At 34.4% G+C, this 23779-nt stretch carries 15 protein-coding genes and 1 pseudogene; 7 read left to right on the top strand and 9 right to left on the bottom strand.

Features of this window, described 5'->3' with window-relative positions; all coding sequences use genetic code 11:
* Both rimM and AC1EUU_RS08335 read right to left on the bottom strand, forming a co-directional pair.
* Positions 1-528, bottom strand: a complete 528-nt coding sequence (gene rimM / locus AC1EUU_RS08340) for a ribosome maturation factor RimM (protein ID WP_480200957.1) — start codon at positions 526-528, stop codon at positions 1-3.
* 124 nt (positions 529-652) lie between these two features.
* The gene (locus AC1EUU_RS08335) at positions 653-1162 is read right to left on the bottom strand and encodes a 30S ribosomal protein S16 (RefSeq protein ID WP_480200956.1); all 510 of its coding nucleotides are present in this window, start codon (positions 1160-1162) and stop codon (positions 653-655) included.
* 227 nt (positions 1163-1389) lie between these two features.
* Between AC1EUU_RS08335 and kdsB the strand changes: the two genes are divergently transcribed.
* Together kdsB and dnaE are read left to right on the top strand one after the other, a co-directional pair.
* Positions 1390-2136, top strand: a complete 747-nt coding sequence (gene kdsB, locus AC1EUU_RS08330) for a 3-deoxy-manno-octulosonate cytidylyltransferase (RefSeq protein WP_480200955.1) — start codon at positions 1390-1392, stop codon at positions 2134-2136.
* A 101-nt stretch (positions 2137-2237) separates the two neighbouring features.
* Positions 2238-6548, top strand: coding sequence for a DNA polymerase III subunit alpha (gene dnaE / locus AC1EUU_RS08325; RefSeq protein ID WP_480200954.1), 4311 nt, complete (start codon positions 2238-2240; stop codon positions 6546-6548).
* 63 nt (positions 6549-6611) lie between these two features.
* Here dnaE and AC1EUU_RS08320 read toward each other — a convergent pair whose 3' ends face one another.
* From AC1EUU_RS08320 to AC1EUU_RS08310, 3 genes are all read right to left on the bottom strand, one after another.
* Positions 6612-6803: a cold-shock protein gene (locus AC1EUU_RS08320; RefSeq protein ID WP_480200953.1), complete on the bottom strand. Its 192-nt coding sequence runs from the start codon at positions 6801-6803 to the stop codon at positions 6612-6614.
* A gap of 90 nt (positions 6804-6893) precedes the next feature.
* Positions 6894-7475: a DUF1287 domain-containing protein gene (locus AC1EUU_RS08315; protein ID WP_480200952.1), complete on the bottom strand. Its 582-nt coding sequence runs from the start codon at positions 7473-7475 to the stop codon at positions 6894-6896.
* 2 nt (positions 7476-7477) lie between these two features.
* The gene (locus AC1EUU_RS08310; RefSeq protein ID WP_480200951.1) at positions 7478-13885 is read right to left on the bottom strand and encodes an alpha-2-macroglobulin family protein; all 6408 of its coding nucleotides are present in this window, start codon (positions 13883-13885) and stop codon (positions 7478-7480) included.
* A gap of 169 nt (positions 13886-14054) precedes the next feature.
* Here AC1EUU_RS08310 and AC1EUU_RS08305 point away from each other — a divergent pair, with 169 nt between their 5' ends.
* A complete protein-coding gene (locus AC1EUU_RS08305) occupies positions 14055-15413 on the top strand; it encodes a UDP-N-acetylmuramate--L-alanine ligase (protein ID WP_480200950.1) in 1359 nt (452 codons plus the stop codon).
* 8 nt (positions 15414-15421) lie between these two features.
* Here the strand turns inward: AC1EUU_RS08305 and AC1EUU_RS08300 are convergent, their stop codons facing one another.
* From AC1EUU_RS08300 to AC1EUU_RS08285, 4 genes are read right to left on the bottom strand one after another with little or no spacing between them, the layout of a single operon-like run.
* The gene (locus tag AC1EUU_RS08300; RefSeq protein ID WP_480200949.1) at positions 15422-16426 is read right to left on the bottom strand and encodes an NADP-dependent oxidoreductase; all 1005 of its coding nucleotides are present in this window, start codon (positions 16424-16426) and stop codon (positions 15422-15424) included.
* Between the two features lie 12 nt (positions 16427-16438).
* Positions 16439-16882, bottom strand: a complete 444-nt coding sequence (locus AC1EUU_RS08295) for a DUF1569 domain-containing protein (RefSeq protein ID WP_480200948.1) — start codon at positions 16880-16882, stop codon at positions 16439-16441.
* Between the two features lie 36 nt (positions 16883-16918).
* Positions 16919-17800, bottom strand: coding sequence for a GTPase Era (gene era, locus AC1EUU_RS08290; RefSeq protein WP_480200947.1), 882 nt, complete (start codon positions 17798-17800; stop codon positions 16919-16921).
* Between the two features lie 17 nt (positions 17801-17817).
* On the bottom strand, positions 17818-19299 hold the full coding sequence (locus AC1EUU_RS08285; protein ID WP_480200946.1) for a Na+/H+ antiporter NhaC family protein: 1482 nt from the start codon (positions 19297-19299) through the stop codon (positions 17818-17820).
* A 337-nt stretch (positions 19300-19636) separates the two neighbouring features.
* Between AC1EUU_RS08285 and AC1EUU_RS08280 the strand changes: the two are divergent.
* From AC1EUU_RS08280 to AC1EUU_RS08265, 4 genes and pseudogenes are all read left to right on the top strand, one after another.
* Positions 19637-20245 (top strand): annotated as a pseudogene (locus tag AC1EUU_RS08280) (glycoside hydrolase family 27 protein); the annotation flags it as partial.
* A gap of 57 nt (positions 20246-20302) precedes the next feature.
* Entirely contained in the window at positions 20303-20614 is a 312-nt protein-coding gene (locus AC1EUU_RS08275) for a hypothetical protein (RefSeq protein WP_480201843.1), read from the top strand.
* Between the two features lie 43 nt (positions 20615-20657).
* Entirely contained in the window at positions 20658-21683 is a 1026-nt protein-coding gene (gene galE / locus AC1EUU_RS08270) for a UDP-glucose 4-epimerase GalE (protein ID WP_480200945.1), read from the top strand.
* Between the two features lie 438 nt (positions 21684-22121).
* On the top strand, positions 22122-23708 hold the full coding sequence (locus AC1EUU_RS08265; RefSeq protein ID WP_480200944.1) for a solute:sodium symporter family transporter: 1587 nt from the start codon (positions 22122-22124) through the stop codon (positions 23706-23708).
* Positions 23709-23779: the final 71 nt, after the last annotated feature.

The raw sequence follows: 23779 nt of genomic DNA, 5'->3' as shown, positions 1-23779 counted from the left end.
TTACCCAAGATACATTTCGATTAAACCATCTGGAGTCTCCATATATATGATTTGATTGTCTCTATCTACCTTTTTAATAAAGTCATCTATCATAGGTATAAGTATTTCGGTATCACCATTTTTAATTTCAAAAAGGGGCTGAGCTGTCGAGTCATTTATACTAACTATTTTGCCAACATTTCCAAATTTGCTGTCATTAACATTAAACCCTATTACTTCATGATAATAAAATTTATTTCCCCCAAGTTTAGGCAGTAAATTTAATGGAAGATAAACATCAGTTTTTAAAATTGAAATGGCACCTGCTTCAGAATCTACATCTTCAAATTTCACTCTTAGCTGATTCCCTTTTTGGAGTAAACTTTTTTCAATAAAGAAAGGTATTAGGTTTTTGCCCATATCAACAAATACGGCATCAATATTGGCATATAGTTCGGGCTCATCAGTATCTAAAGCAATAACTACTTCGCCTTTAAAACTATGTTTTCTAGCTATTTTTCCTAAAAAGAAACAGTCTTTTTTTTGCATCGAAAATTTATTTTCGTTTCCACCAAAGTGGAAATTTTCTTTTTATATAGAGAACACTTTATTTAATGTTAAAACAAAAAAACCTGACCAAAAAGCCAGGTTTCAAAAGTATAAAAAGTAATTTTTATTCTTCTTCGTTTGAAGCTTCGGCAGCTGTAGCAACATCTTCAGCAGCATCTTCTACAACAGGTGCAGCAGCGGCTTTACGCGCCTCATTTACTTCTTTTTCAGCTTCTAAAGCTTTTGCTTTCGCATCAGCCTTTGCTTTCGCTAATCCATCAGATTTAGCAGTAATTTTACCGGCTTTTTCTTCTAACCAAGCTTGGAATTTTGCTTCCGCTTGTTCTTCAGTTAATGCTCCTTTAGTAACACCACCTGCTAAATGCTTCTTCAATAAAGCACCTTTATAAGATAAAATTGCTCTCGCAGTATCTGTTGGTTGTGCTCCGTTTTGTAACCATTTTACAGAACCATCAACATCTAAGTCGATAGTTGCAGGGTTCGTGTTAGGATTATAAGTTCCTAATTTTTCTAAGAATTTACCATCTCTTTTTACTCTTGAATCAGCAGCAACGATCCAATAAAATGGCTTTCCTTTTTTTCCGTGTCTTTGTAGTCTAATTTTTACTGACATTCTTTGTTAATTTTTTGAGGTACTCGACCTCGATTATTAAAATCCTACCATCTCGTGGTAAGTGGGCGCAAATATACTAAGTTTTTTATATATAACTAACTAATAATCTATTATTTATTTGATGTATTTTTGACGAACAATCTTACTATTCGAATAGTTAGATTTTCAATGAACTACTTACTAAAGTTAAAAATGAATTCCTGCTTAAAACAGGAATGATATAAAATATGAATGTACTAGGAATCATTCCTGCAAGATACGGTTCAACACGCTTAGAAGGTAAGCCTCTAATAGACCTATGTGGTAAACCCATGATACAGCGTGTTTATGAACAAGCAAAGAAATTATTAGATCATGTTGTCGTTGCTACCGATGATCAGCGTATTGTAAAGGCTGTTCAAGATTTTGGAGGAGAAGTCGTAATGACCTCCCGAGATCATAATACCGGTACAAATCGATGCTTGGAAGCTTATCGTGTATATAAAAAAAAGGCTGATGTCGATTTTGATGTTATTGTAAATATTCAAGGGGATGAGCCATTACTAGATCCAGAACAAATAAGACTCTTAGTTTCTTGTTTTGAAAACGGTAGAGTACCTATGGCTACATTGGTTATTCCTGCTAAAGCAAAAGATGAGTTAAATTCAGGAGTGTTTGTCGTGATCGATAAGCAAAAGAATGCGTTATATTTTAGCCGTTCTGTTATTCCTTTTGTACGCGATTCTGATAAAAAAGATTGGACAGAAAATCATACTTTTTACAAACATATTGGTATGTACGCCTTTAAGCCAAGAGCGCTTAATTCCTTTGCTAGTTTGCAGCAAACCTCTTTAGAACTGGCAGAATCTTTAGAGCAAAATCGCTGGCTTGAAAATGGCAAAAAAATAAAAGTGGAAATTACAAATTCTCAAACCATAGGTGTAGATACTCAAGAAGATGTTGAGTTAGTTAGAAAATTACTTTCACAGAATTAGAACTTTTCAACTTACTGTTGATAAAAAGCCTTTCTCTAATGTTACTTTAACGTATCAGTTTATGTATTTTTAAAGTTTCAATTTCTACTCAAAAATCTTAGATGTATTTAATATTTGATACCGAAACTACCGGTTTACCAAAAAGCTGGAATGCACCCATTACAGATACCGATAATTGGCCTCGTTGCGTACAAATTGCATGGCAATTACATGGTAAGTATGGTGAATTAATAGACCATCAAGATTTTTTAATTAAACCAGAAGGATTTAACATACCATACGATTCTGAACAAGTACATGGCATTTCAACAGCATTGGCTGAGCAGCAAGGAGCATCTTTAGAAACGGTTTTACAGTTATTTAATGAGGCACTTGCTAAAACTGACTATGTAGTAGGCCAGAATGTAAGCTTTGACTTAAATATAATGGGTTGTGAGTTTTATCGTAAAGAGATTAAAACAAAGCTTAATGATCTACCCATATTAGATACTTGTACAGAAACCACTGCCGAATTATGTAAAATCCCTGGTGGCCGCGGAGGTAGATTTAAATTACCAACATTAACAGAATTACATGAGCATTTGTTCAAAATTCCTTTTGCCGAAGCCCATAATGCGACTGCCGATGTTGAAGCTACTACTCGTTGTTTCTTCGAGCTTATTCGTCAAGAGGTTTTTACGAAAGGTGAACTTGATGTAACCGAAGATTATTTTAAAATATTTCAGGAAGAAAATCCTGAACCTGTTCAATCTGTTGGATTAAAACATTTAAATCTTAAAAAGGAAAGTGCTAAGCTAAAAAAGAAAGAAGAAATTGTAGCTGATACTATTTCCGCTGATGTTAGTTTAGATTTAGCGAACGCTCAATTTGCACATTTACATAACCACTCTCAGTTTTCTATATTACAATCTACAGCTAGTATTACGAAATTAGTACAAGCTGCAGTTAAGCATCAAATGCCAGCGGTTGCCTTAACCGATACAGGCAATATGATGGGCGCTTTTAATTTTGTAAAAGAAATTTTAAAACATAATAAAGAAGCCGAACATCCTATTAAACCGATTGTAGGTTGTGAATTTAATGTTTGTGAGGATCATACAAATAAGTCTGTTAAAGACAATGGTTATCAAATCGTTCTTTTAGCAAAGAATAAGAATGGATATCATAACCTGGCGAAAATGTCATCCATTGCCTACATCGACGGGTTCTATTATGTACCACGTATAGATAAGAAAGTAATTGAACAATATAAGGAAGATATCATTGCTCTAAGTGGGAATATTTATGGTGAAATTCCGAGTAAAATCTTAAATGTTGGTGAGAAACAGGCTGAAGAGGCTCTACTTTGGTGGAAAGAAACCTTTGGCGACGATTTTTACCTTGAATTGAATGATCATGGACAGGAAAATGAAGCAAATGCTACAACGACACTACTTGAATTTTCTAAAAAGCATGATGTAAAAGTTGTAGCGGCGAATAACACATATTATGTAGATAAAGAAAGCGCACAAGCACATGATATTCTATTATGTGTGAAAGATGGAGAAAAATTAGCAACTCCTAAGGGACGGGGAAGAGGCTTTAGATATGGATTGCCAAATGAAGAGTACTATTTTAAAAGTACTGATAAAATGAAGGAATTATTTAAGAATATCCCTCAGGCAATTATAAATATTCAAGAGATCATAGATAAGGTAGAAGCTTATGAATTGGCGCGAGATGTGCTACTACCAAAATTTGAGATTCCCAATGAGTTTCTTCATCAAGAAGACGAGCAAGATGGAGGGAAAAGAGGTGAAAATGCATATTTAAAACATCTTACTTTTGAAGGTGCTAGGCAACGTTGGGAAAACCTAACCGATGAAATTACTGAACGCCTGAATTTTGAGCTTGGAGTTATAGAGCATACCGGATACCCAGGTTATTTTTTAATTGTTCAAGATTTTATTGCCGAAGCTCGTAAGATGGGAGTATCGGTGGGGCCTGGTCGTGGTTCAGCAGCGGGTTCAGCAGTAGCCTACTGTTTAGGGATTACCAATATTGATCCAATAAAGTACGATTTACTTTTTGAGCGTTTTTTAAATCCTGATCGTGTATCATTACCCGATATTGATATTGATTTTGATGATGAAGGTCGTCAAAAAGTAATAGATTATGTTATCGATAAGTATGGAGCAAGTCAGGTGGCTCAAATCATTACGTATGGTACAATGGCAGCCAAATCATCTATTCGGGATACTGCACGTGTTTTAGATCTTCCATTACCCGACGCCGATAGAATTGCCAAATTGATTCCGAATACGAAGCTGAGAACAATTTTTGGTGATGATGAAAAGAGTATTAAAAAAATTGGTGAACTGCGTAAAGATGAAGTTTTAAGAGTAAATGAATTGAGAAGTCTTGCTGAAGGCGAAGGTATAGAAGCGCAAACCATACAGCAGGCAGTACAATTAGAAGGCTCGTTACGAAATACAGGTATTCATGCCTGTGGTGTGATCATTACACCCGAAGACATTACAAATCTAATTCCAGTAGCAACAGCGAAAGACTCCGATCTTTTTGTTACCCAATTTGATAACTATGTAGTTGAAGATGCAGGGCTTTTAAAAATGGATTTCCTCGGTTTAAAAACATTAACTCTAATTAAGGATACCTGTAAAATTGTAAAAGCATTACATGGTAAAGAGCTAGATCCTGATTCTTTTCCGTTAGATGATACAAAAACGTATGAGCTATTCCAAAGGGGCGAAACAGTAGGAATATTTCAATACGAATCTCCTGGTATGCAAAAGCATATGAAGCACCTTAAACCAACGGAGTTTGCAGATTTAATTGCCATGAATGCATTGTATCGCCCGGGGCCTATGGAATATATTCCGCTTTTTATTCAGCGTAAGCATGGTATCGAAGCAATTGAGTATGACCTTCCAGAAATGGAAGAATTCCTTAAAGAGACCTATGGAGTTACCGTCTATCAAGAGCAAGTAATGTTACTATCGCAAAAGCTTGCTGGATTTACCAAAGGTGAAGCAGACGTATTACGTAAAGCAATGGGTAAAAAGATATTTGCCTTACTTCAAAAGTTAAAACCAAAGTTTATAGAAGGAGGTAAAAGCAATGGGCATCCAGAAGAAGTATTAGAAAAGATATGGAAAGATTGGGAAGCTTTCGCGGCATACGCATTTAATAAGTCACACTCTACTTGTTATGCTTATGTAGCTTACCAGACAGCGTATTTAAAAGCACACTATCCGGCAGAATATATGGCTGCAGTATTATCAAATAATATGAATGATATTAAGCAGGTATCCTTCTTTATGGATGAATGTAAACGTGCTGGGATTCAGGTTTTGAGTCCAGATATTAACGAATCATTCTACAAGTTTGCAGTGAATAAACAAGGAGCTATTCGCTTTGGAATGGGAGCTATTAAAGGTGTTGGCGCGAGTGCTGTAGAAGTTCTAATTGCCGAACGAAAAGAAAATGGTAATTACAAATCTATATTTGATGTTGCTAAACGTATTGACTTACGTTCTGCAAATAAAAAAGCGTTTGATGGTTTGATTCTTGCAGGGGCATTTGATTCTTTTAAAGAAACCACCAGAGCACAGTATTTTGAGATTGATGATCGCGGACAAACCTTTATTGAAAAGGCAATTCGATTTGGTAATAAATACCAAGAGAATAAAAATTCAGCTCAAGTTTCATTATTTGGTGAAACATCTGAAGTTCAATTTGACGAGCCGATTATACCAGAATGTGAGCCTTGGGGAATCATGGAAAAGTTGGCAAAGGAAAAAGAAGTGATAGGAATGTATATTTCCGGTCACCCGCTTGATGATTATAAAACTGAAATGAAATATTTCTGTAATGCACCTATTAATGCTTTTACCAATGAGGGTGACCTCGTGGGGAAAGACTTATCAATAGGAGGTATTGTAACAGATGTTCAACATCGTATTTCCAAAAATGGTAAAGGCTGGGCTGCCTTTACGATCGAAGATTATACTGAAGCTCATGAGTTTAGAATGTTCGGAGAAGATTACCTAAGGTTTAAACATTTTTTAATTCCTAATTCTTTCTTACATATTAAGATGTCTGTTAGGCCGGGTTGGCGTGAAGGAGACATAAGAATTCAATTCAATCAGATACAGATGTTACAAGATGTTTTAGAAGCGATGGCCAATAAGCTAACACTTCAGCTAAACATTCAAGAATTGAATGAAGAAAAAATTACTTCTTTAGAACGAATTGTGAGTGAACATAAAGGGAAAGATGTGCTGAATTTTGTGGTATATGATATTGAAGAAAAGCTAAAACTTACAATGCCTAGTAGAACATCTAAAGTGAAAATTTCACAAGAATTATTAAATACTTTAGAAGCGCGGGAAGTATTGTATAAGTTGAATTAATCAATTAAAAAAAGCCCATCATATGATGGGCTTTTTATTAAAAATTTAACTAGTAATATATATTTATATAACTTTTACATTTACTGCGTTTAATCCTTTTCTACCTTCTGCTAAATCGAATTCTACTTCATCACCTTCGCGAATATCATCGATTAAACCAGATACGTGAACAAAATGTTCTTTGTTTGAACCTTCTTCTGTAATAAATCCGAATCCTTTTGACTCATTGAAGAATTTTACTGTTCCTTTACTCATTTTTATTATAATTTAATATTAATTACTTGGTAGTAGTCAAGAAGTGTGCCAAGAAAAACTACCACTTCTACAAGAACAGTAATGACAATGCTATTTTATAAATTGATAATGTCCAATAATTTTAAAATCGAACAAACAATCTTCTAACACTTGTCCAGCTCCTATATTGTGAACTATCAAGTGGCGTTTACCATCTTTAGATTTTTTATTCACTACAATTCCGATATGAGTAAGTCCATTTGCCAAACGCCAGGCAACAATAGCTCCCGGTTTATAGTCTTTGGCAATTTTAGTAATAGCTTTTGAGGCACCTTTTCGATTAAAGTAGGTCATTAAATTGGGCACACGTCGATGGTCTATATTCTTATCTGTAGATTTTAATCCCCATATTTTTGGGTATTTGCTAAAATTGGCCTTCATGTCTTCATGAACTTCTTTTTGCAAGTCGATTCCTAGTTTTCTATACGCTCTTATTACAACATCGGTACATACGCCCTTACCACTTGGCACATCACCATTTGGGTATTCAATTGAAAAATAACTACCATCATACACTACCTTGTCCTTTGTCAATTCTAAAGCTGCATCAGATAATGTTAGTTTTTGAGTTGTAGTTTGGCTAAAACCGAAACAAAAAGTAGTTAGAAATAAGATTGTGAATATTCTTTTCATAATCAATCAACTTTTACTCTTACACCTTCACTATGGCTACTAAACTCAGGAGCATACATACTTTGTATAGTAGTAATACCATTTGAGAAATCACCTTTGTTGTTTACTCGCAAGTCATATTCAAATACATAAATTCCTTTAGGTAAATAATCAAAAAAGAAATTGGTAGCAGCATCTTTGGTGCTTTCATAATACCCTAAACCATCTTGCCATTTGTATTGTGATAATACACTTACAGGTTCAAATCCAGCTGCGCGCATATCTTTCATGTGTATAAATTCCATGGCTCTGTCTACTCGTAATTCTATACGCACTCTAACTAAGTCTCCTAAATTAAGATCAGTTTTAGCATCAATTTCTGTTAATTCTTCACCTTTATCGGTATTCTTTTTTAAGAAAAGTTTCTTCTTTAGTTTTAATGGTGTTTCTGCTGAGGTGATCTTATCTAAATCTTCAAAATATTGCCAATACAAAGCACCCCAGGCAATACCATCTGACTTTTTTGAGAGCTTTACTTCAGCCATTTCTGGTTGTATTTCATTGCCTTTCCAAGAGGTTTTAAAATAACCTGTTCCGGCTTCTACTTTTGTATTCTCTAAAGCTAGCGGATCAATTTTTTCTTTACCAATTTTCACATCAATAAAGTCAGTAACTTCTAGCCAATCTGACCCTTGAAGTAACAAAGCATAAACAGCTTCTGTTGTTGCTTTGGTAGTTTTCCATCTATTAGTCTGTTTATTCTTTAACAACCAAACTTTTAATTCATCGACAATCTTGTTGTCACCGGAAATTTCACTGAATGCTTCAATCAATAATGCTTGTGTTTCAATAGGTGCTTGATACCAATACCAACTAGCTGTATTTTCTTTCCAATACATACCCAATTCTTCACTAGTTATGGCATTTTCTTTTAATGAAGCCAGTATTTTCTCAGCAATAGCATTGTTATTTCGCTTTGCAATCAGAGCGATCATACCTTTGGTATATAGATTTCTATCTAACCAGAATTTGTAAGATTGTTTAGTATAATAATCTACCGCTTTTTGCACCTTGTCACCTATGGCAATGTCTTTATAGAAACTGCGCATATACAAATATTGAATCTGATAATTACCAGTATGATTTTGTTTCCAGAATTCAGCTTCTTTTTTAGCACCCTCTGTTTTGTTTTTCGCGCTTTCGCGGATGCGTCTAGCCTGCTTCTCAAGTTTGCGATAATCTTCTAAAATTTCATCATCTAAAAACTTTACTGCTTTTTGAAACATAGATTTCACATCTGAATTTGTAGTGACACCAAGTTTATTTAAATGACCAAATCCGGATGCAATATGTTGCGTGATATATCTATTTGGGTAATGAGATCCTTTAAACCAAGGAAAACCACCACTGTTCATCTGTATTTGCTTTAGCTTTCTCAATGCTGATGATAATTCATTATTCATCTTGTTAAGGTCAAATAGCAAAGCGATTCGTTTTTTCTGTTCAGTTTCAGATTGTGCATCTCGTACCCAAGGTGTTTCTTGGATAATTAAAGACTTCAATTCTTGATTCTTTTCCAAACTTGAAACCAAAGCGTCAGCTGACGCCCATTGATTAAATACTTCTTGAATTCTAGGATTTGAATTCGCAATATGACGACCCAATGCATTCGCATAATATCTAGAGAATGTTTGCTCAGCACATTCATAAGGATATTCAATTAAATAGGGTAGCGTCTGGACAGCATACCATGCCGGATTAGAAGTAATTTCCAACGTTAAGTTGTGATTCTTTAAAGTAGCAGATGTATTATTTTTCAACTTATCTAATGTGAATGTCTTTGTTTGCCCAGAACGTAACCACATAGGTAAGGTTTCGGTTACTAACATTCTATTAGATAATACTGGTAAAGCGTTTTCTTCACCGTCGGTGAAATCACCGGCTTTCGCAACAATCTTATATTTTACTGCCTGTACATTATCTGGTATTTTCAGATTCCAACTAACATTGGCATTGCCTTTGGCATCAACGGTGAATGATTTTTGATTTTTGCTATTGCCTAATTTACTATCAATGGGTTTGTTAGTAAAGGCATCGTACAATTGTAATTCGCTAAGACCTTCTAATTTTTTATCAGACAGGTTTGCAATTTTTGAAGCGAATACAATGCGATCACCTTCTCTAAAGAATCTTGGCGGATTTGGTAATACCATTAATTCTTTTTGCGTGACGGTACTTAATTGTTGTGTCACCGTTTGCAAGTCTTTGGTATGTGCCAATAACTGTAATTTCCACTTTGTTAAACTCTCAGGAATTGTAAAATTAAAGCTCACATTGCCCTTTGAATCAGTGGTTAAGTGCGGATAGAAAAAGGCCGTTTCCTGTAAGTTTTTACGAGCAACTATGCCTTTTAGACGCTCTTTAGCAGGTTTTGTTTGAGATGCATCTTTAGTACTTGCTAAAGACGCACTTCCCGCAGCTTCTTCCTCTATTATTTCATCAGCAACAACTTCTCCCATAGCCTCAGGTTTACTGGCCACACCTCTCAATACTAACTTATCTCTTTTTCTTTTTGATGTACCGTAGGCAGTTACGACTACTTCATCGAGTTGGTCACTAGCCTCCATAGTAAGATTTATCTTTCTTGACCTACCTATCGTAATTTCTTCAGAATTCATTCCTACGAAGCTGAAGACTAAAACATCTCCATTCTTTACTTTAATAGTATAGTTACCATCAAAATCGGTAGTTGTACCATATGTTGTTCCTTTTATTAATACGTTAACCCCTGGTAATGGCCCGCTTTCGTCATTAACTGTTCCAGTAACTATTTTATCCCATTTATCGCGATCAAGTTTTAAACTTTGAAGGTATCTTCTGCTCGCCCAATTGCTATTGCCAAACGAAAGCCCAAACCAATTCAATGCATCGTAGCTTTGCTGCGCAAAACCATAAGAGCGATTTTTTAGATTGTAAATTTGAAAGTTTGCAGTGCCAAAACTCTGATTTGCATTACTTGAATTGTACGCATAATAATATCTATAATTGATTGCATTAATTCCCCATTGATGTGTTCTAAACTGATCTAAGGAAGCATCATACATTGACGCTAAGATCTCAGCGGTAACTTTATCGCTCTTATTTCCTTTAATTTTGAAACTCCATGTTTCATTTTGACCTGGCTGAAGTTTATTTCTAAATGTAGAGGTTTCAATCTCAAGTTGATGTTTTGGATACGGTACATTTATTGGTAATATTCCATTTTTGAAAGAATTATAATTCACCAATTGATATTGAATAGCAAATCCTCCTAGGTCTTTTTCTTTCACAGGAATTGAAACGGTCTTTATCTCATCTGATAAATGAATAATCTGGGTATCAATCGTAGAATAGTTTTTATCTACTTTTAAAGTAACATATACATCTTTTGAAGCAGACCCCAACGTAATACGTACATAATCACCAGGTTTATAAGCTTCTTTGTTAGTTTTAATAAAAAACAATTGATTATCAGCTACCTTTTTATCGTTTGAACCGAATACATCAAATTGTGCTTCATCTCGAACTTCTTGATTGAATTTGTCTTTACAAATAAGCTCTACTACATATTTTCCTGATAACCATTTAGAAATATAATTGAGGTTTATTTCTTTTGACTTTTCAGTGTCAATATCGGTTTCAAAAACTAACTCACCTTTTTCCCATTTTTGAGGGTTGTCTTCGTTACCATAGGCATCATAAGGAAATAATCTTCTAAATTCATCTTTTGGTATCGTTTGATAATCTGGCACGTTCCAAGGTCTTTTACGTAATACATTATCAGGAGCTTTTAGTTTATAGATTTTTAAAGTACCCTTAGTAGGCACAAACTCACCGTTGAGATTGTTGGTGGTTACTACTAGCTTGTGATTTTTTAACTTGTCTATTTTAGTTGGCACTGTCAAAGAAATATCCAATGCATGATATCCAACATTTACAATCGTTTCTGCACTTCGTGTTTCACCATTAATATCGGTTACGTCAGCTACCACTTTATAATTAAAAGTTGGTTGCGTCGATGGGCTTACTTTTAGGTCTGGCAAGGCTTCAAAAATAATTTCAAAATTTCCTTGAGCGTCCGTTGTCGTTTCTCCATGAGTGATCTCTTGACTTTCAGATGAAATTTGAGGCCTGTAATGCCAGAACCACTTAGGATATTGTGCGGTTCTATATACTCGATATGAAACTTTGGCATCGGTAATAGTACTTCCGGCGAAAGCCTTGGCAAATCCTTTTACAGGAATGCTGTCATTTAATCGAAACGTTTCGGTAATTGGTTTAAATTCGGCTTCAAACTTTGGTCGCTTATATTCTTCTACAGAGAAGTATGTACTTCCTTGGATAGCTCTGTCTAATAAACCTGTACCTCCTTTAGCTTCAATTTGAAAATTACCTGTTAAGCCTGAATTAGGTAAAACAAATTCGCCGCTAAATGAGCCAAATTCATTTGTTTTTAGTTCTAACGTTTTTACTTCTTGATAATTTGCATCTTTTAAAACGATATTTACTTTTTTGTTTTCTAGCACGCTCGATTTATTGACTTTCATTGCCACAGCTATACCTTTAAAATAGACTGTTTGGCCTGGTCTATAAATACTTCGATCCGTAAATAAGAAAATATTTGATTGTGTACTAGTATCGTATTTAGGCTTATATCCTTTATTGAAGTAATAATCACCAAAGATGGCTCTTTGGTTATCTTTTGTGATCGTTACTATTACATTACTGTATCGTTGACCTACTCTAAATGATACAAAACCCTTGTCATTGGTTGTTAATGTATTTTCATACGATTTGTTATATCTACCTGTATTGTAATTTTTAAAATGAACTGTAGCATTCTCTATTGGCTTACCAGTATTTCGATCTACTACTTGATAGTTATAATTACCGTATTTAGAATTATCAATCAAGGTGAAATTTGTAGCCTGCATAAAACTATATCCAAATGCTTGATCTTTGCTTAGCTTATTGTGGGTTGAACCAACCAATATGTAAAACCCTTGCTCTAATTTTGGAACAATAACTTCTGTTTTATGCGTTTGGTAGTCCTTTTCATTTTTAAAATTAGTTTCCCAATTTTTTGATAGCTTCAATTTATCAATAAAGGCTATTTTAGCAGAATCATTATAGATTTCACCAAGGGCTTTTCTTTCTTTTTCTGAGATATGATATGCTCTAAAATATAGCTTGTCTACATTCTTATAAGTTGCCAAAAGTCTTGATGATGAATTAACGGGTATAAACTTTTCATTCGTTAGGCTAAGATTTTCACCTAGAATCTGTTGAATTAAGTTTTTACATTTTCTTGAGCTGCTAGATTTAGGAAATTTTGCAATTGCTGTTTCGCATAGTTCTAATGCTTCTTTGTTTTTCCAACGGTGCTCTTCATTTTCTAATGGAACATAAGAATTTGCACTTTCATGTAAAGCAAGTCCAATACGATAGGCTATTTCTGTAGAAACCTCATGATCTTTATACCTTTTATGAAGCGCTCTTAACGTATGTAAGTAAACCCCTTCTTTATCATTAAAAATGGTACGAGATTTTACAAAATCTAATCGCTGTAAGGTCAGATCAACCAGAGCATCAGGATATTCATCTTTTAAATGGAATATTGTTAAATTTTTATACAGCTTTAAGGCGTGTAGCTGTTGTGATACACTATCTTTTGAGCTCAATTCTTGTTTAATGAATAGTTCGTTATCAGCTAACAGATCTTTATTGACTATTTCAAACTTATAAGCAGGTTGTTGTAAGTTTCGTTCGTTTGTTTTATAAAAATCAATAGCTCTATGCGCCAAAAAATCATACAGAGTGGATCTTAATTTTATAGACCCCTGCTGCGCATTTAATAAATCACCATAATATCCTAAATAGGTTTTTTGTAGCATCAGGGCATTGTCTAATGATTTTTGATAGTGCTTATGTGTTTCTCCAAATAGCGTCTGTAAATCCCAGATTCTAAAATCTTCTGAGTCAACTTTCTCTGAAGTGTTTGTGCGATTGTAAAATTTCCATCGGTTTTGCTGAAAATATTGCCAGTAGAGGTCCGCTAAAATGCTTTCTAAAATATTTTTTACCGGAAATGAATTTTTTGCAATCTCCTCTTTTAATCTATTGATCACTTTTAGTTGCGCTTCCTCTTCTAGCGATAATGCAAATTTTGACTTATAGAGGAGCGATTTAATAATTTGCGGATGATTCTTCTTTTTCTTTGCTTTTTTATAAATCTTTTCAACTTCAGCTAAGGCAGATTTTGGTAGACCATTTAGTTCAAACTGCTCAACTTTTTTCCATTCCTTATCATAGCTATTGAACTTATTTGATTGTGCGTTTACGAAGACTGAAAATAAGATGGTCATTACTATTGTGGTGATTGATTTTTGCATAGCGTTCTATTTATTAAACTCAAATTACTCTTAAAAAAAGAAACATTCCAATTAAAAATGAGGGAATGGTCTGTATTTAGAAGTAAATGATTCTTTTGATTGAGTTTGCTTTAAAGATACCAATTTTTTGTGCTTTGATTTTGTATTTTTACGCATCTAATCGTACTCAATGAATATACATTTTATTGCCATTGGAGGTGCTGCCATGCACAACCTAGCATTAGCATTACACCAAAAAGGATACCAAATTACAGGTAGTGATGATACTATTTTTGAACCTTCAAAATCACGCTTAAGAGCTAAAGGTTTATTGCCCAATGAGTTTGGATGGTTTCCAGAAAAAATTACCCCTTCTTTAGACGCGATTATTTTAGGTATGCATGCTAAAGTCGATAATCCAGAATTGGTAAAAGCTCAAGAATTAGGATTGAAGATTTATTCATATCCTGAATTTCTTTATGAACAATCTAAAGACAAAACTCGTGTTGTAATTGGCGGCTCACATGGTAAAACTTCAATTACCTCAATGATTTTACATGTGTTACATTATCACGAAAAAGAGGTTGATTATATGGTAGGTGCACAGTTAGAAGGCTTCGATACGATGGTGCACCTTACAGAAGAAAATGAATTTATTGTTTTAGAAGGAGATGAGTATTTAAGCTCTCCGATTGATCGACGTCCGAAATTTCATCTATATAAACCTAATATTGCATTGCTAAGTGGTATTGCCTGGGATCATATTAATGTATTTCCTACCTATGAAAATTATGTTGAGCAGTTTGAAATTTTTGTAGACTCAATTACTAATGGGGGCGCTATGGTATATAATGAAGAGGATGTTGAAGTAAAAAAAGTAGTAGAAAAAAGTTCAAATCATATTAAACGATATCCATTTCAAACCCCAGAGTATACCATTGAAAATGGGACTACTTTTCTAGATACTTCTGATGGCAAACTACCACTAGAAATCTTTGGTAAACACAACTTACAAAACCTGGCAGGCGCTAAATGGATTTGCCAGCACATGGGTGTTGACGAAGATGATTTTTATGAAGCCATTGCCAATTTTAAAGGAGCGAGTAAACGATTAGAAAAGATTGCTGAGAATACTACTACTGTAATCTTTAAAGATTTTGCACATTCGCCAAGCAAAGTTGAAGCCACAACCAAAGCAATTAAAGAACAATACAACGAACGAACTGTATTGGCTTGTTTAGAATTACATACCTATAGTAGTTTAAATGCAGAGTTTTTAAAAGAATATAAAGGAGCGTTAGATACCGCAGACAAAGCCATAGTATTTTATTCGCCGCACGCAGTAGAGATAAAGAAATTAGAAAAAGTTACCGCATTGCAAATCGCTAAAGCGTTCGAACGAGAAGATCTTATTATTTATACTGACCCAAAGGAATTTAAAAACTTTTTGTTTTCGCAACGCTTGGAAAATACAGCGCTGCTTTTGATGAGTTCTGGTAATTATGGCGGATTAGATTTTGAAGAGTTGAAAGGATTCTTCACATCATAGATTATTTTTTATTCACTAACCTTCAAAACGAGTTTTCCTAGTTTTTCACCCGTAAATAGGCGTAGAAAAGTTTCATAAAAGTTCTCAATGCCTTCATATACATCTTCTTTAGACTTCAATTTACCTTGCATCATCCATTGTCCCATTTGCAAGGCGGCTTTCTGGTAGTCTTGAGCATAATCAAAGACAACCATGCCTTTCATAGAAGCTCGATTTACTAGTAGTGAGAGATAGTTTGAAGGTCCTTTAACTGGAGTTGTATTGTTGTATTGAGAAATGGCACCGCAGATTACTATGCGTGCATGTATTGCCAATTTACTTAAAGCTAATTCTAAAATATCGCCACCAACATTGTCAAAATATACATCAATCCCTTTCGGGAAGTATTCTTTTAATTTTGTTGCGATGTTATCATTTTTATAATCGATAGCTCCGTCGAAACCTAACTCCTCTATTAAATATTTACATTTTTCGGAGCCACCCGCAATACCTACTACATTACAATTTTTAATTTTAGCAATTTGTCCAACAATACTTCCTACAGCACCAGCAGCTCCAGATACAAAAACGTTATCGCCTTCTTTTAATTCGCCAACCTCTAAGATTCCAAAATAAGCTGTCATACCTGTCATACCAAGAGTTCCGGTGTACATGGGCAGCGGAGCTAATGATGGATCAACTTTGTGAAATCCTTTACCATTAGTTACCATATACTGTTGAACTCCGGTTGAGCCCGCAACAAAATCGCCAACGTTGAAATTGACATTGTTAGATTCAATTATTTTACCAACACCACCAGCACGCATTACTTCATCTATTTGTACGGGTGCGATGTAAGACTTTCTATCGTCTAACCATCCTCGCATCGCAGGATCAAGAGAAATGTATTCACATCGAATCAAAAATTCACCTTCTCCAGGCCTTGGAATATTGGTATCAACTAATTGCCAAGTATCATTTTTAGGAAGACCTTTTGGCCTCTTTTTTAATATGATCTGTTTGTTTTTTTTCAAAATGACTAAGATTTAAACTCCAAATTGCCTTAAATGATGATCTAGATGCTTATACATCATTTGTCCGTATTGCTCTTTAGTAAATGCTCCAAAAACCGGATGTATAAGCCAGTTTTCTTTATTTTTTTGAGAATTGAATTCTCGAACAGTACTTAATAACTTTTCTTGTTCTTCTTTGAACAAGCGTTCATTACTAACGACATATTGTTTAGCCGTTGGTAGATTATGACGATAAGGTTTATCATTGTACATAGATTTTTTAAAGAAGGTCTTTAATAACCAATTCGGTTTAGCCTTTAATACTTTCTTCTCTAAAACTACATCGAGAGGTTCTATACAGTGCGCGCACATTTGGGCTGCATCCATTTTACCCCATTGCGGTTGTGTTTCACTAGTAAGATTTTCTATGCGCTGACTTACTTCTGCGAAGGAAGTGTCATTAAAAAGTGACTTCATTAGAATAGGATATTTGTTAATTGAAATCTCTAAAATCTATTCTTGATACCCAAATCTACGTAATTGATTTTTATTAGATCTCCAATCTTTATTAACTTTTACAAAAAGCTCTAAATAAACTTTCTTTGCAAAAAATACTTCTAAATCTTTACGTGCTTCAGCTCCTACACGTTTTAAGGCTGCACCTTTGTGACCAATAATGATCCCTTTTTGCGAATCTCGTTCAACCATAATAATAGAACGAATTTTAATGATAGCATCTTCTTCTTTAAATTCTTCGGTTTCTACTTCTACCGAATAAGGAATCTCTTTTTTATAGTGTAATAAGATTTTTTCTCTAATGGTTTCATTTACAAAAAAGCGCTCTGGTTTATCGGTTAGTTGATCTTTAGGGTAAAATGGAGGTGACTTAGGTAAAAGCTCTAAAATTCGATTGAAGATATTTTGCACATTAAAATTTTCTAGTGCAGAAATTGGATACACTTCTGCATTCGGAACCATTTCTTTCCAATAGTCAACTTGCTGATCTAATTGTTCTTGCGTTGATTTATCAATTTTATTTAGTAATAATAGAATTGGTGTTTTGGTGGCTGTAATTCGTTTAAAAAAATCTTCATCTTTTAACCCTTTTTCACCTATTTCAACCATATAAATTAGTACATCGGCATCTTCAAAAGCAGACTTTACAAAATCCATCATGGACGCCTGTAATTGGTATGCAGGTTTAATAATTCCTGGTGTATCAGAAAAAACAACCTGAAAATCATCCCCATTAACAATGCCTAAAATGCGATGACGTGTAGTTTGTGCTTTTGAAGTAATAATAGATAATCGCTCGCCTATGAGCGCATTCATTAAGGTTGATTTCCCTACATTAGGGTTTCCTATAATATTAACAAAACCTGCTTTGTGATCCATGGGTGCAAAGGTATGGTTTATAATAGGGTAAATCCTAAAATTAGATATAAAATTAAGGTTAACCCGCCACCAATCAATGCATACGGTAATTGTGTTTTAACATGATCTATATGATCACTTGCCGAAGCCATCGAAGCGATAATTGAAGTATCGGATATTGGGGAGCAATGATCACCAAAAATGCCGCCACCTAATGTCGCAGCTATAACTAGCGTTAGCGGAGCGCCGTGAATTTCAGCCATGGGTATAGAGATCGCCAGCATAATGGCGAAAGTACCCCAAGATGTGCCTGTAGAGAAAGCAATAAATGAACTGATAGCAAACACAACGGCAGGTAAGAAAGTAGGAGAAAGCCAATCTTTAGACCAATTAGCTACAAATTCTCCCGTACCTAAAGCTTTACAGGCATCGCCAATAGCAAAAGCAAATAGCATTAGAAGTGCTAAAGGCATCAATTCACTAATACCCTTTAAGGTAATATCGACCATTTCTTTGGTTCTAATTATGCCTTGAATTTTATAAAATACAAATGAAACTATAATTGCGGTAATTACTGCGTACAAAACTGCAGAAGAGCCTGATCCTTGACTAATAGATTGAAACAAATGATTAGAAAATGAAGTGTAATTTTCTACTTCATTCCATCCGGTATAAGCTAAATAAACAGGCATTAAAAACACCATTGTTGCCAATGGGATAATCATATTTCTTGCCTTAGCTGGAATACCTTCTTTTGGATCTAATGAGGTAACAGTATCAGAGAGCATTGGTTTAGACCCATCATTCATTAATTTTCCGGTTTCTTGAGTGCGCTTTTCGGCTTTTGCCATAAGCCCGATGTCCTTTTTAAAGACAATGGTTAAAAAGAGAATTAGAAGTGCCAGTATCGGATAAAAATTATAGGCGATTGATGAGAGCAATAGCCCAAACGGATTTTCTAATCCCTGGGCTAATAATAAGCCCATGATAAATGCTCCCCAGGCATTAAAAGGAATGAGTATGGATGTTGGTGATGAACTTGAATCGGCAATATAAGCTAGTTTTTCTCGCGGTATTTTTAACTTATCAAATACAGGTCTAAATAATGTACCAACGGTCAAAGAGCTTATTGTAGTTTCTACAAATAATAAGACACCTGTTAATAGCGCTAAAAGTTGGATGACAACCCTACTGTATCCAGCTTCTTTTTTTTCGAAATACTGAATTACTTTGTTAAGTTTAAGAATAAAACCTTCAACTCCTCTTGAATATTGAATTAATAATAGTAACGCTCCTACCAAGGCACTAAAGATTATGGTTCGTGTGTTTCCTGCCGATTTGAAAACATTAACTAGTGCTTCTATGGCGGCCAATGTGCCTGTAAAGAAGTTCCAGTCGCTTAATAGTATCCACGCAAACCAAATTCCTAATAATAGTGAAATGTAAACTTGTTTGGTTCTTAAAGCTAAGATAATTGCTACTACCGGTGGTAAAATAGAAAGGTAACCGTAGTTATCCATAAAAATTGTAATTGTGAAAAAAGCTAAAGATATTAAAAAGAATACAATGTGATTTTTCTTTTAGATGCTATTTACAGAAATCAAAGTTGAAGTTTCTTGCTAATGCAGAATATGTGTGCTGTTATAAACTGGTAGGTACTAGTTGGTAAAAAATTATTTTTTATATATGTTTGTTGGCATTAATACTAACCCTATTCTTAAATAATGGCAAAATTAATTACGCGTAAATGCCAAAATTGGTTCTCACTCGAGAGTAAAAATAAACCTTAAATTTATTAATGTATGACAATTTTTATACCCTTTTTAACCCATTTAAACACATCACAAAGAACGCTTTCCGGAAGGAATGAAAAAATTGGCAGAATACATTCACTCCAAAGGTTTAAAAGCAGGAATATATTCAGATGCCGGAATCAACACTTGTGCTTCCTATTGGGATAAAGATACCATCGGTGTTGGCATGGGTTTGTATGGAAATAGTTATAAAGATTTAAACTTATTTCTTAAAGAATGGGATTATGACTTCATCAAAGTTGATTGGTGTGGAGGAGAATGGCTCGGGCTTGACGAAGAAATACAATACACAAAGATTGGCAACATCATAAAAGAAATAAAGCCCGAAGCCATCTATAATGTATGCGGATGGAAATTCCCAGGCGATTGGGTAACTCAGGTCGCAGATTCTTGGCGAATTTCTGGAGATATAAGAAATACTTTTGAGTCTATTGCTCATATTATTGACATAAACGCTGACTTATGGAAATACTGTTCTAATGGTCGATATAATGACATGGACATGCTACAGGTGGGAAGAGGAATGACTTACGAAGAAGATAAAGCCCATTTTAGCATGTGGGCAATGATGAATTCACCACTTTTATTGGGGAATGACCTCACTGAAATAAGTGATGAAACTTTGGAAATAATTACAAATAAAGAGATAATTGCATTAAACCAAAGTGATTTCACTTATCAGGCAAGGAGGTTTGTAGATAATGGCGATTTGGAAATCTGGGCGAAGCCACTGTTTTCAACTAGCAGTGGAGAAATAGCTGTTGCATTATTAAATAGAAGTTCTGTTGAAGCATCCATAACTTTAAATCCAAAACGGTTAGGAATTGATCCGGTAAAAGGCTATACCATTAGAGATATTTGGAAGAAAAAAGATTATGATGTTTCAACTAAAAAATTCTTAGATTTTAAAGTACCTTCGCATGGTGTAGTAGTTCTAAAAATTAAAGGAGTTGCAACTCCATATAATGTTTTTGAATATAACAATGAGCAATACGTGAAAAGCAGAATAGTAGAACCATAAATCTATTTTATAAACGTATATTGATTTTTATATTAAATAGCAAATGAAAAAAATTTTAGTTACCGGTGGATTGGGATATATAGGATCACATACTGTGGTACAATTAATTGATTCAGGATATGAACCAATTATACTTGATAATTTGGTTAATTCCCATAAAGATATGTTAGAAAGAATAACATCTATAACTGGAGTAAAACCTGAATTTTATGAAGTTGATCTTACTGATAGCAGCGCCTTAAATGAGTGCGTTGAAAAAATAAATAATATTGCAGGTGTTATTCATTTTGCAGCACTTAAGGCGGTTGGCGAATCTGTTGAGCAACCCTTGGATTATTACTATAATAACCTATATAGTTTATTGAATTTGTTGAAAGCTATGAGGTCATTTGGTATTAATAACTTGGTGTTTTCGTCTTCTGCAACCGTTTATGGTGAACCCGATGAATTGCCATTAACAGAAGAAGCTCCAACCAAACCTGCGATGTCTCCTTACGGAAATACTAAAAAAGTAGGCGAAGAGATTATATCGGATATTGCCAAGGCAAATAACACATTTAATGCGGTATCGTTGCGATATTTTAATCCGATAGGTGCCCATAGTTCAACTAAAATTGGAGAATTACCACATGGTATTCCAAATAATCTTATGCCGTTTATAACACAGACTGCAGCTGGTGAACGAAAAGAATTATATGTTTTTGGAAATGACTATAGCACTCCTGATGGTACCGCAATAAGAGATTATATACATGTAGTTGATTTAGCCGAAGCTCATGTGAAAACTCTTGAAAGACTAATTGAAAAAAAGCAAAATAGTAACTTTGAAATTTTTAATTTGGGTACAGGAAAAGGGAGCTCCGTATTGGAGGTAATTCAATCTTTTGAAAAAACAAGTGGTAAAAAATTACCTTATAAAATTGTGGGTAGAAGAGATGGCGATGTTGAACAAATGTATGCAGCTACCGATTTAGCGAATAAAGAATTGGGTTGGCAGGCCACTTTTAGTCTTGACGATATGACAAGATCTTCTTGGGAGTGGGAAAAAGCTTATAGAAATAAACCTTAATCAAATAGTATAGGTGCTTTTCTTATTATTGAATTTTCAATAGATAAAGATATGCAACTATATTCTTTCAATCGCCATGTTAAAAATTTATAATTTATCTGTTAATTAATGGCTTAACCTATCAGTGATTTTTTCTAAAAAATTTAACATTTCAAACTAGTAGGTACTAGTTGGTTTCATTTTTATTATCATGTACTTTTACACCATAATTTTTCTGCTCCACTAGAGTTAGTCGTAGGAAAGTTTCATATATTTATTTGAATTAGTTGGTTAAAGAGGGAAGTTTTCCCTCTTTTTTATCTATGTACATTCTAGACAGTTACACTATTTGATTTTAGGAGTTTGCATGAAAATTATAACGCAATCAAAACGTACTAGTAGGTACTGGTAGGAGGTATTCGCAAATAAAACCTATATTAGCAGTTCAATTTTAGTCTTATGGCAATTATTTCATTTTTGGGATTCACTTTTTTAGTGGCATTAATATCTTATTTGGCTACTCGGAAAACAAATGAAAATAGTTCTGACGGTTATTTTCTTGGGGGGCGAAGCTTAACGGGTTATGTCATAGCTGGCTCACTCCTTCTTACAAATTTATCAACTGAGCAGATAGTTGGACTTAATGGGAATGCTTATACTGATGGTATATTGGTTATGGCATGGGAGGTTTTAGCGGCGCTGGCAATGGTTGCTACCGGAATATTTCTATTACCGCGTTACTTAAAAGGTGGTATTGCTACAATTCCCCAATTTCTTGAAAGGCGATATGATACTACTACCAAAACTATTGTTTCAGCATTATTTTTAACAGGGTATGTAGTAGTTTTATTGCCTACGGTCCTATATTCTGGTGCTTTGGCAATTAATACAATGTTCGATGTTCCCAATTTAATCGGTGTTACAGAAACAGGAGCTTTATGGATAACTGTTTGGGGCATAGGAATTGTAGGGTCTATTTATGCGGTTTTTGGCGGTCTAAAAGCTGTGGCTGTTTCAGATACTATAAATGCCGTTGGGCTACTTATTGGAGGTTTACTAATACCCTTTTTCGGATTAGCCTTGATCGGTGACAATAATATACTTGACGGAATTACAATATTAATGGATGCAAATCCAGAAAAGTTTAAATCTATGGGAGGACCTGAAGCCACTGTCCCTTTTGCTACAATCTTTACAGGCATGATGCTGGTGCAGCTATTCTATTGGGGAACCAACCAAGCCATTATACAAAGAGCTTTAGGAGCAAAAAATCTTAAAGAAGGTCAAAAAGGATTGTTATTAGCTGCTTTTATTAAAATCTTAGGGCCATTAATTGTCGTTTTACCTGGGGTAATTGCATTTTATATATTTCAAGGGAATCTTGATAATCCAGATCAGGCATATCCAATGTTAGTTGCGAAGGTATTACCTGTTTCTCTTATTGGTTTTTTTGCAGCGGTATTATTTGGAGCAATATTAAGTTCCTTTAATTCTGCTTTAAATAGTGCGGTCACACTTTTTGGATTAGATATATATAAAGCTCATATCAAGAACAATGCTACTGAAAAACAAGTGGTAAAAGCCGGTAAGTCTTTTGGAATTTTCTTGGCAATTTTGTCCATGTGTATTGCTCCATTATTGGCCAATGCACCGTCTGGACTATTTGGTTATTTACAAGAAGTGAATGGCTGTTATAGTATACCTATTTTAACCATCATCGTTGTAGGATATCTCACAAAATATGTGCCTGCCTTAGCCGCAAAAATTGGAGTCATTTCTGGGGTAGTTTTATATTCAATTAGCCAGTTTATTATAAAACCATATGTTGTTGGTACAGAGAATTATCCTCATTTTCTACATGTGATGGCGATCTTGTTTGTACTTAATATTGGTATTATGTTGATAATAGGTAAGCTTTTCCCCAGAGCGGAAGCTTATAAACAGGTCTATACAAAGCAAGTAAATATTGTTCCATGGAAATACGCAGTTCCAGTGGGGCTAATTATCAGTTTAATGGTAATAGGAGTATATGTTTACTTTATGTAACCTTTATTATAAAAATGATGATATGTTTGGTTTATTGATTACTACAAAGAAATAAATCAAAAATTCAGTAA

This window comes from Maritimimonas sp. 2205BS37-2, assembly GCF_056591755.1.
This window is presented reverse-complemented; position numbering and strand designations above follow the sequence as displayed.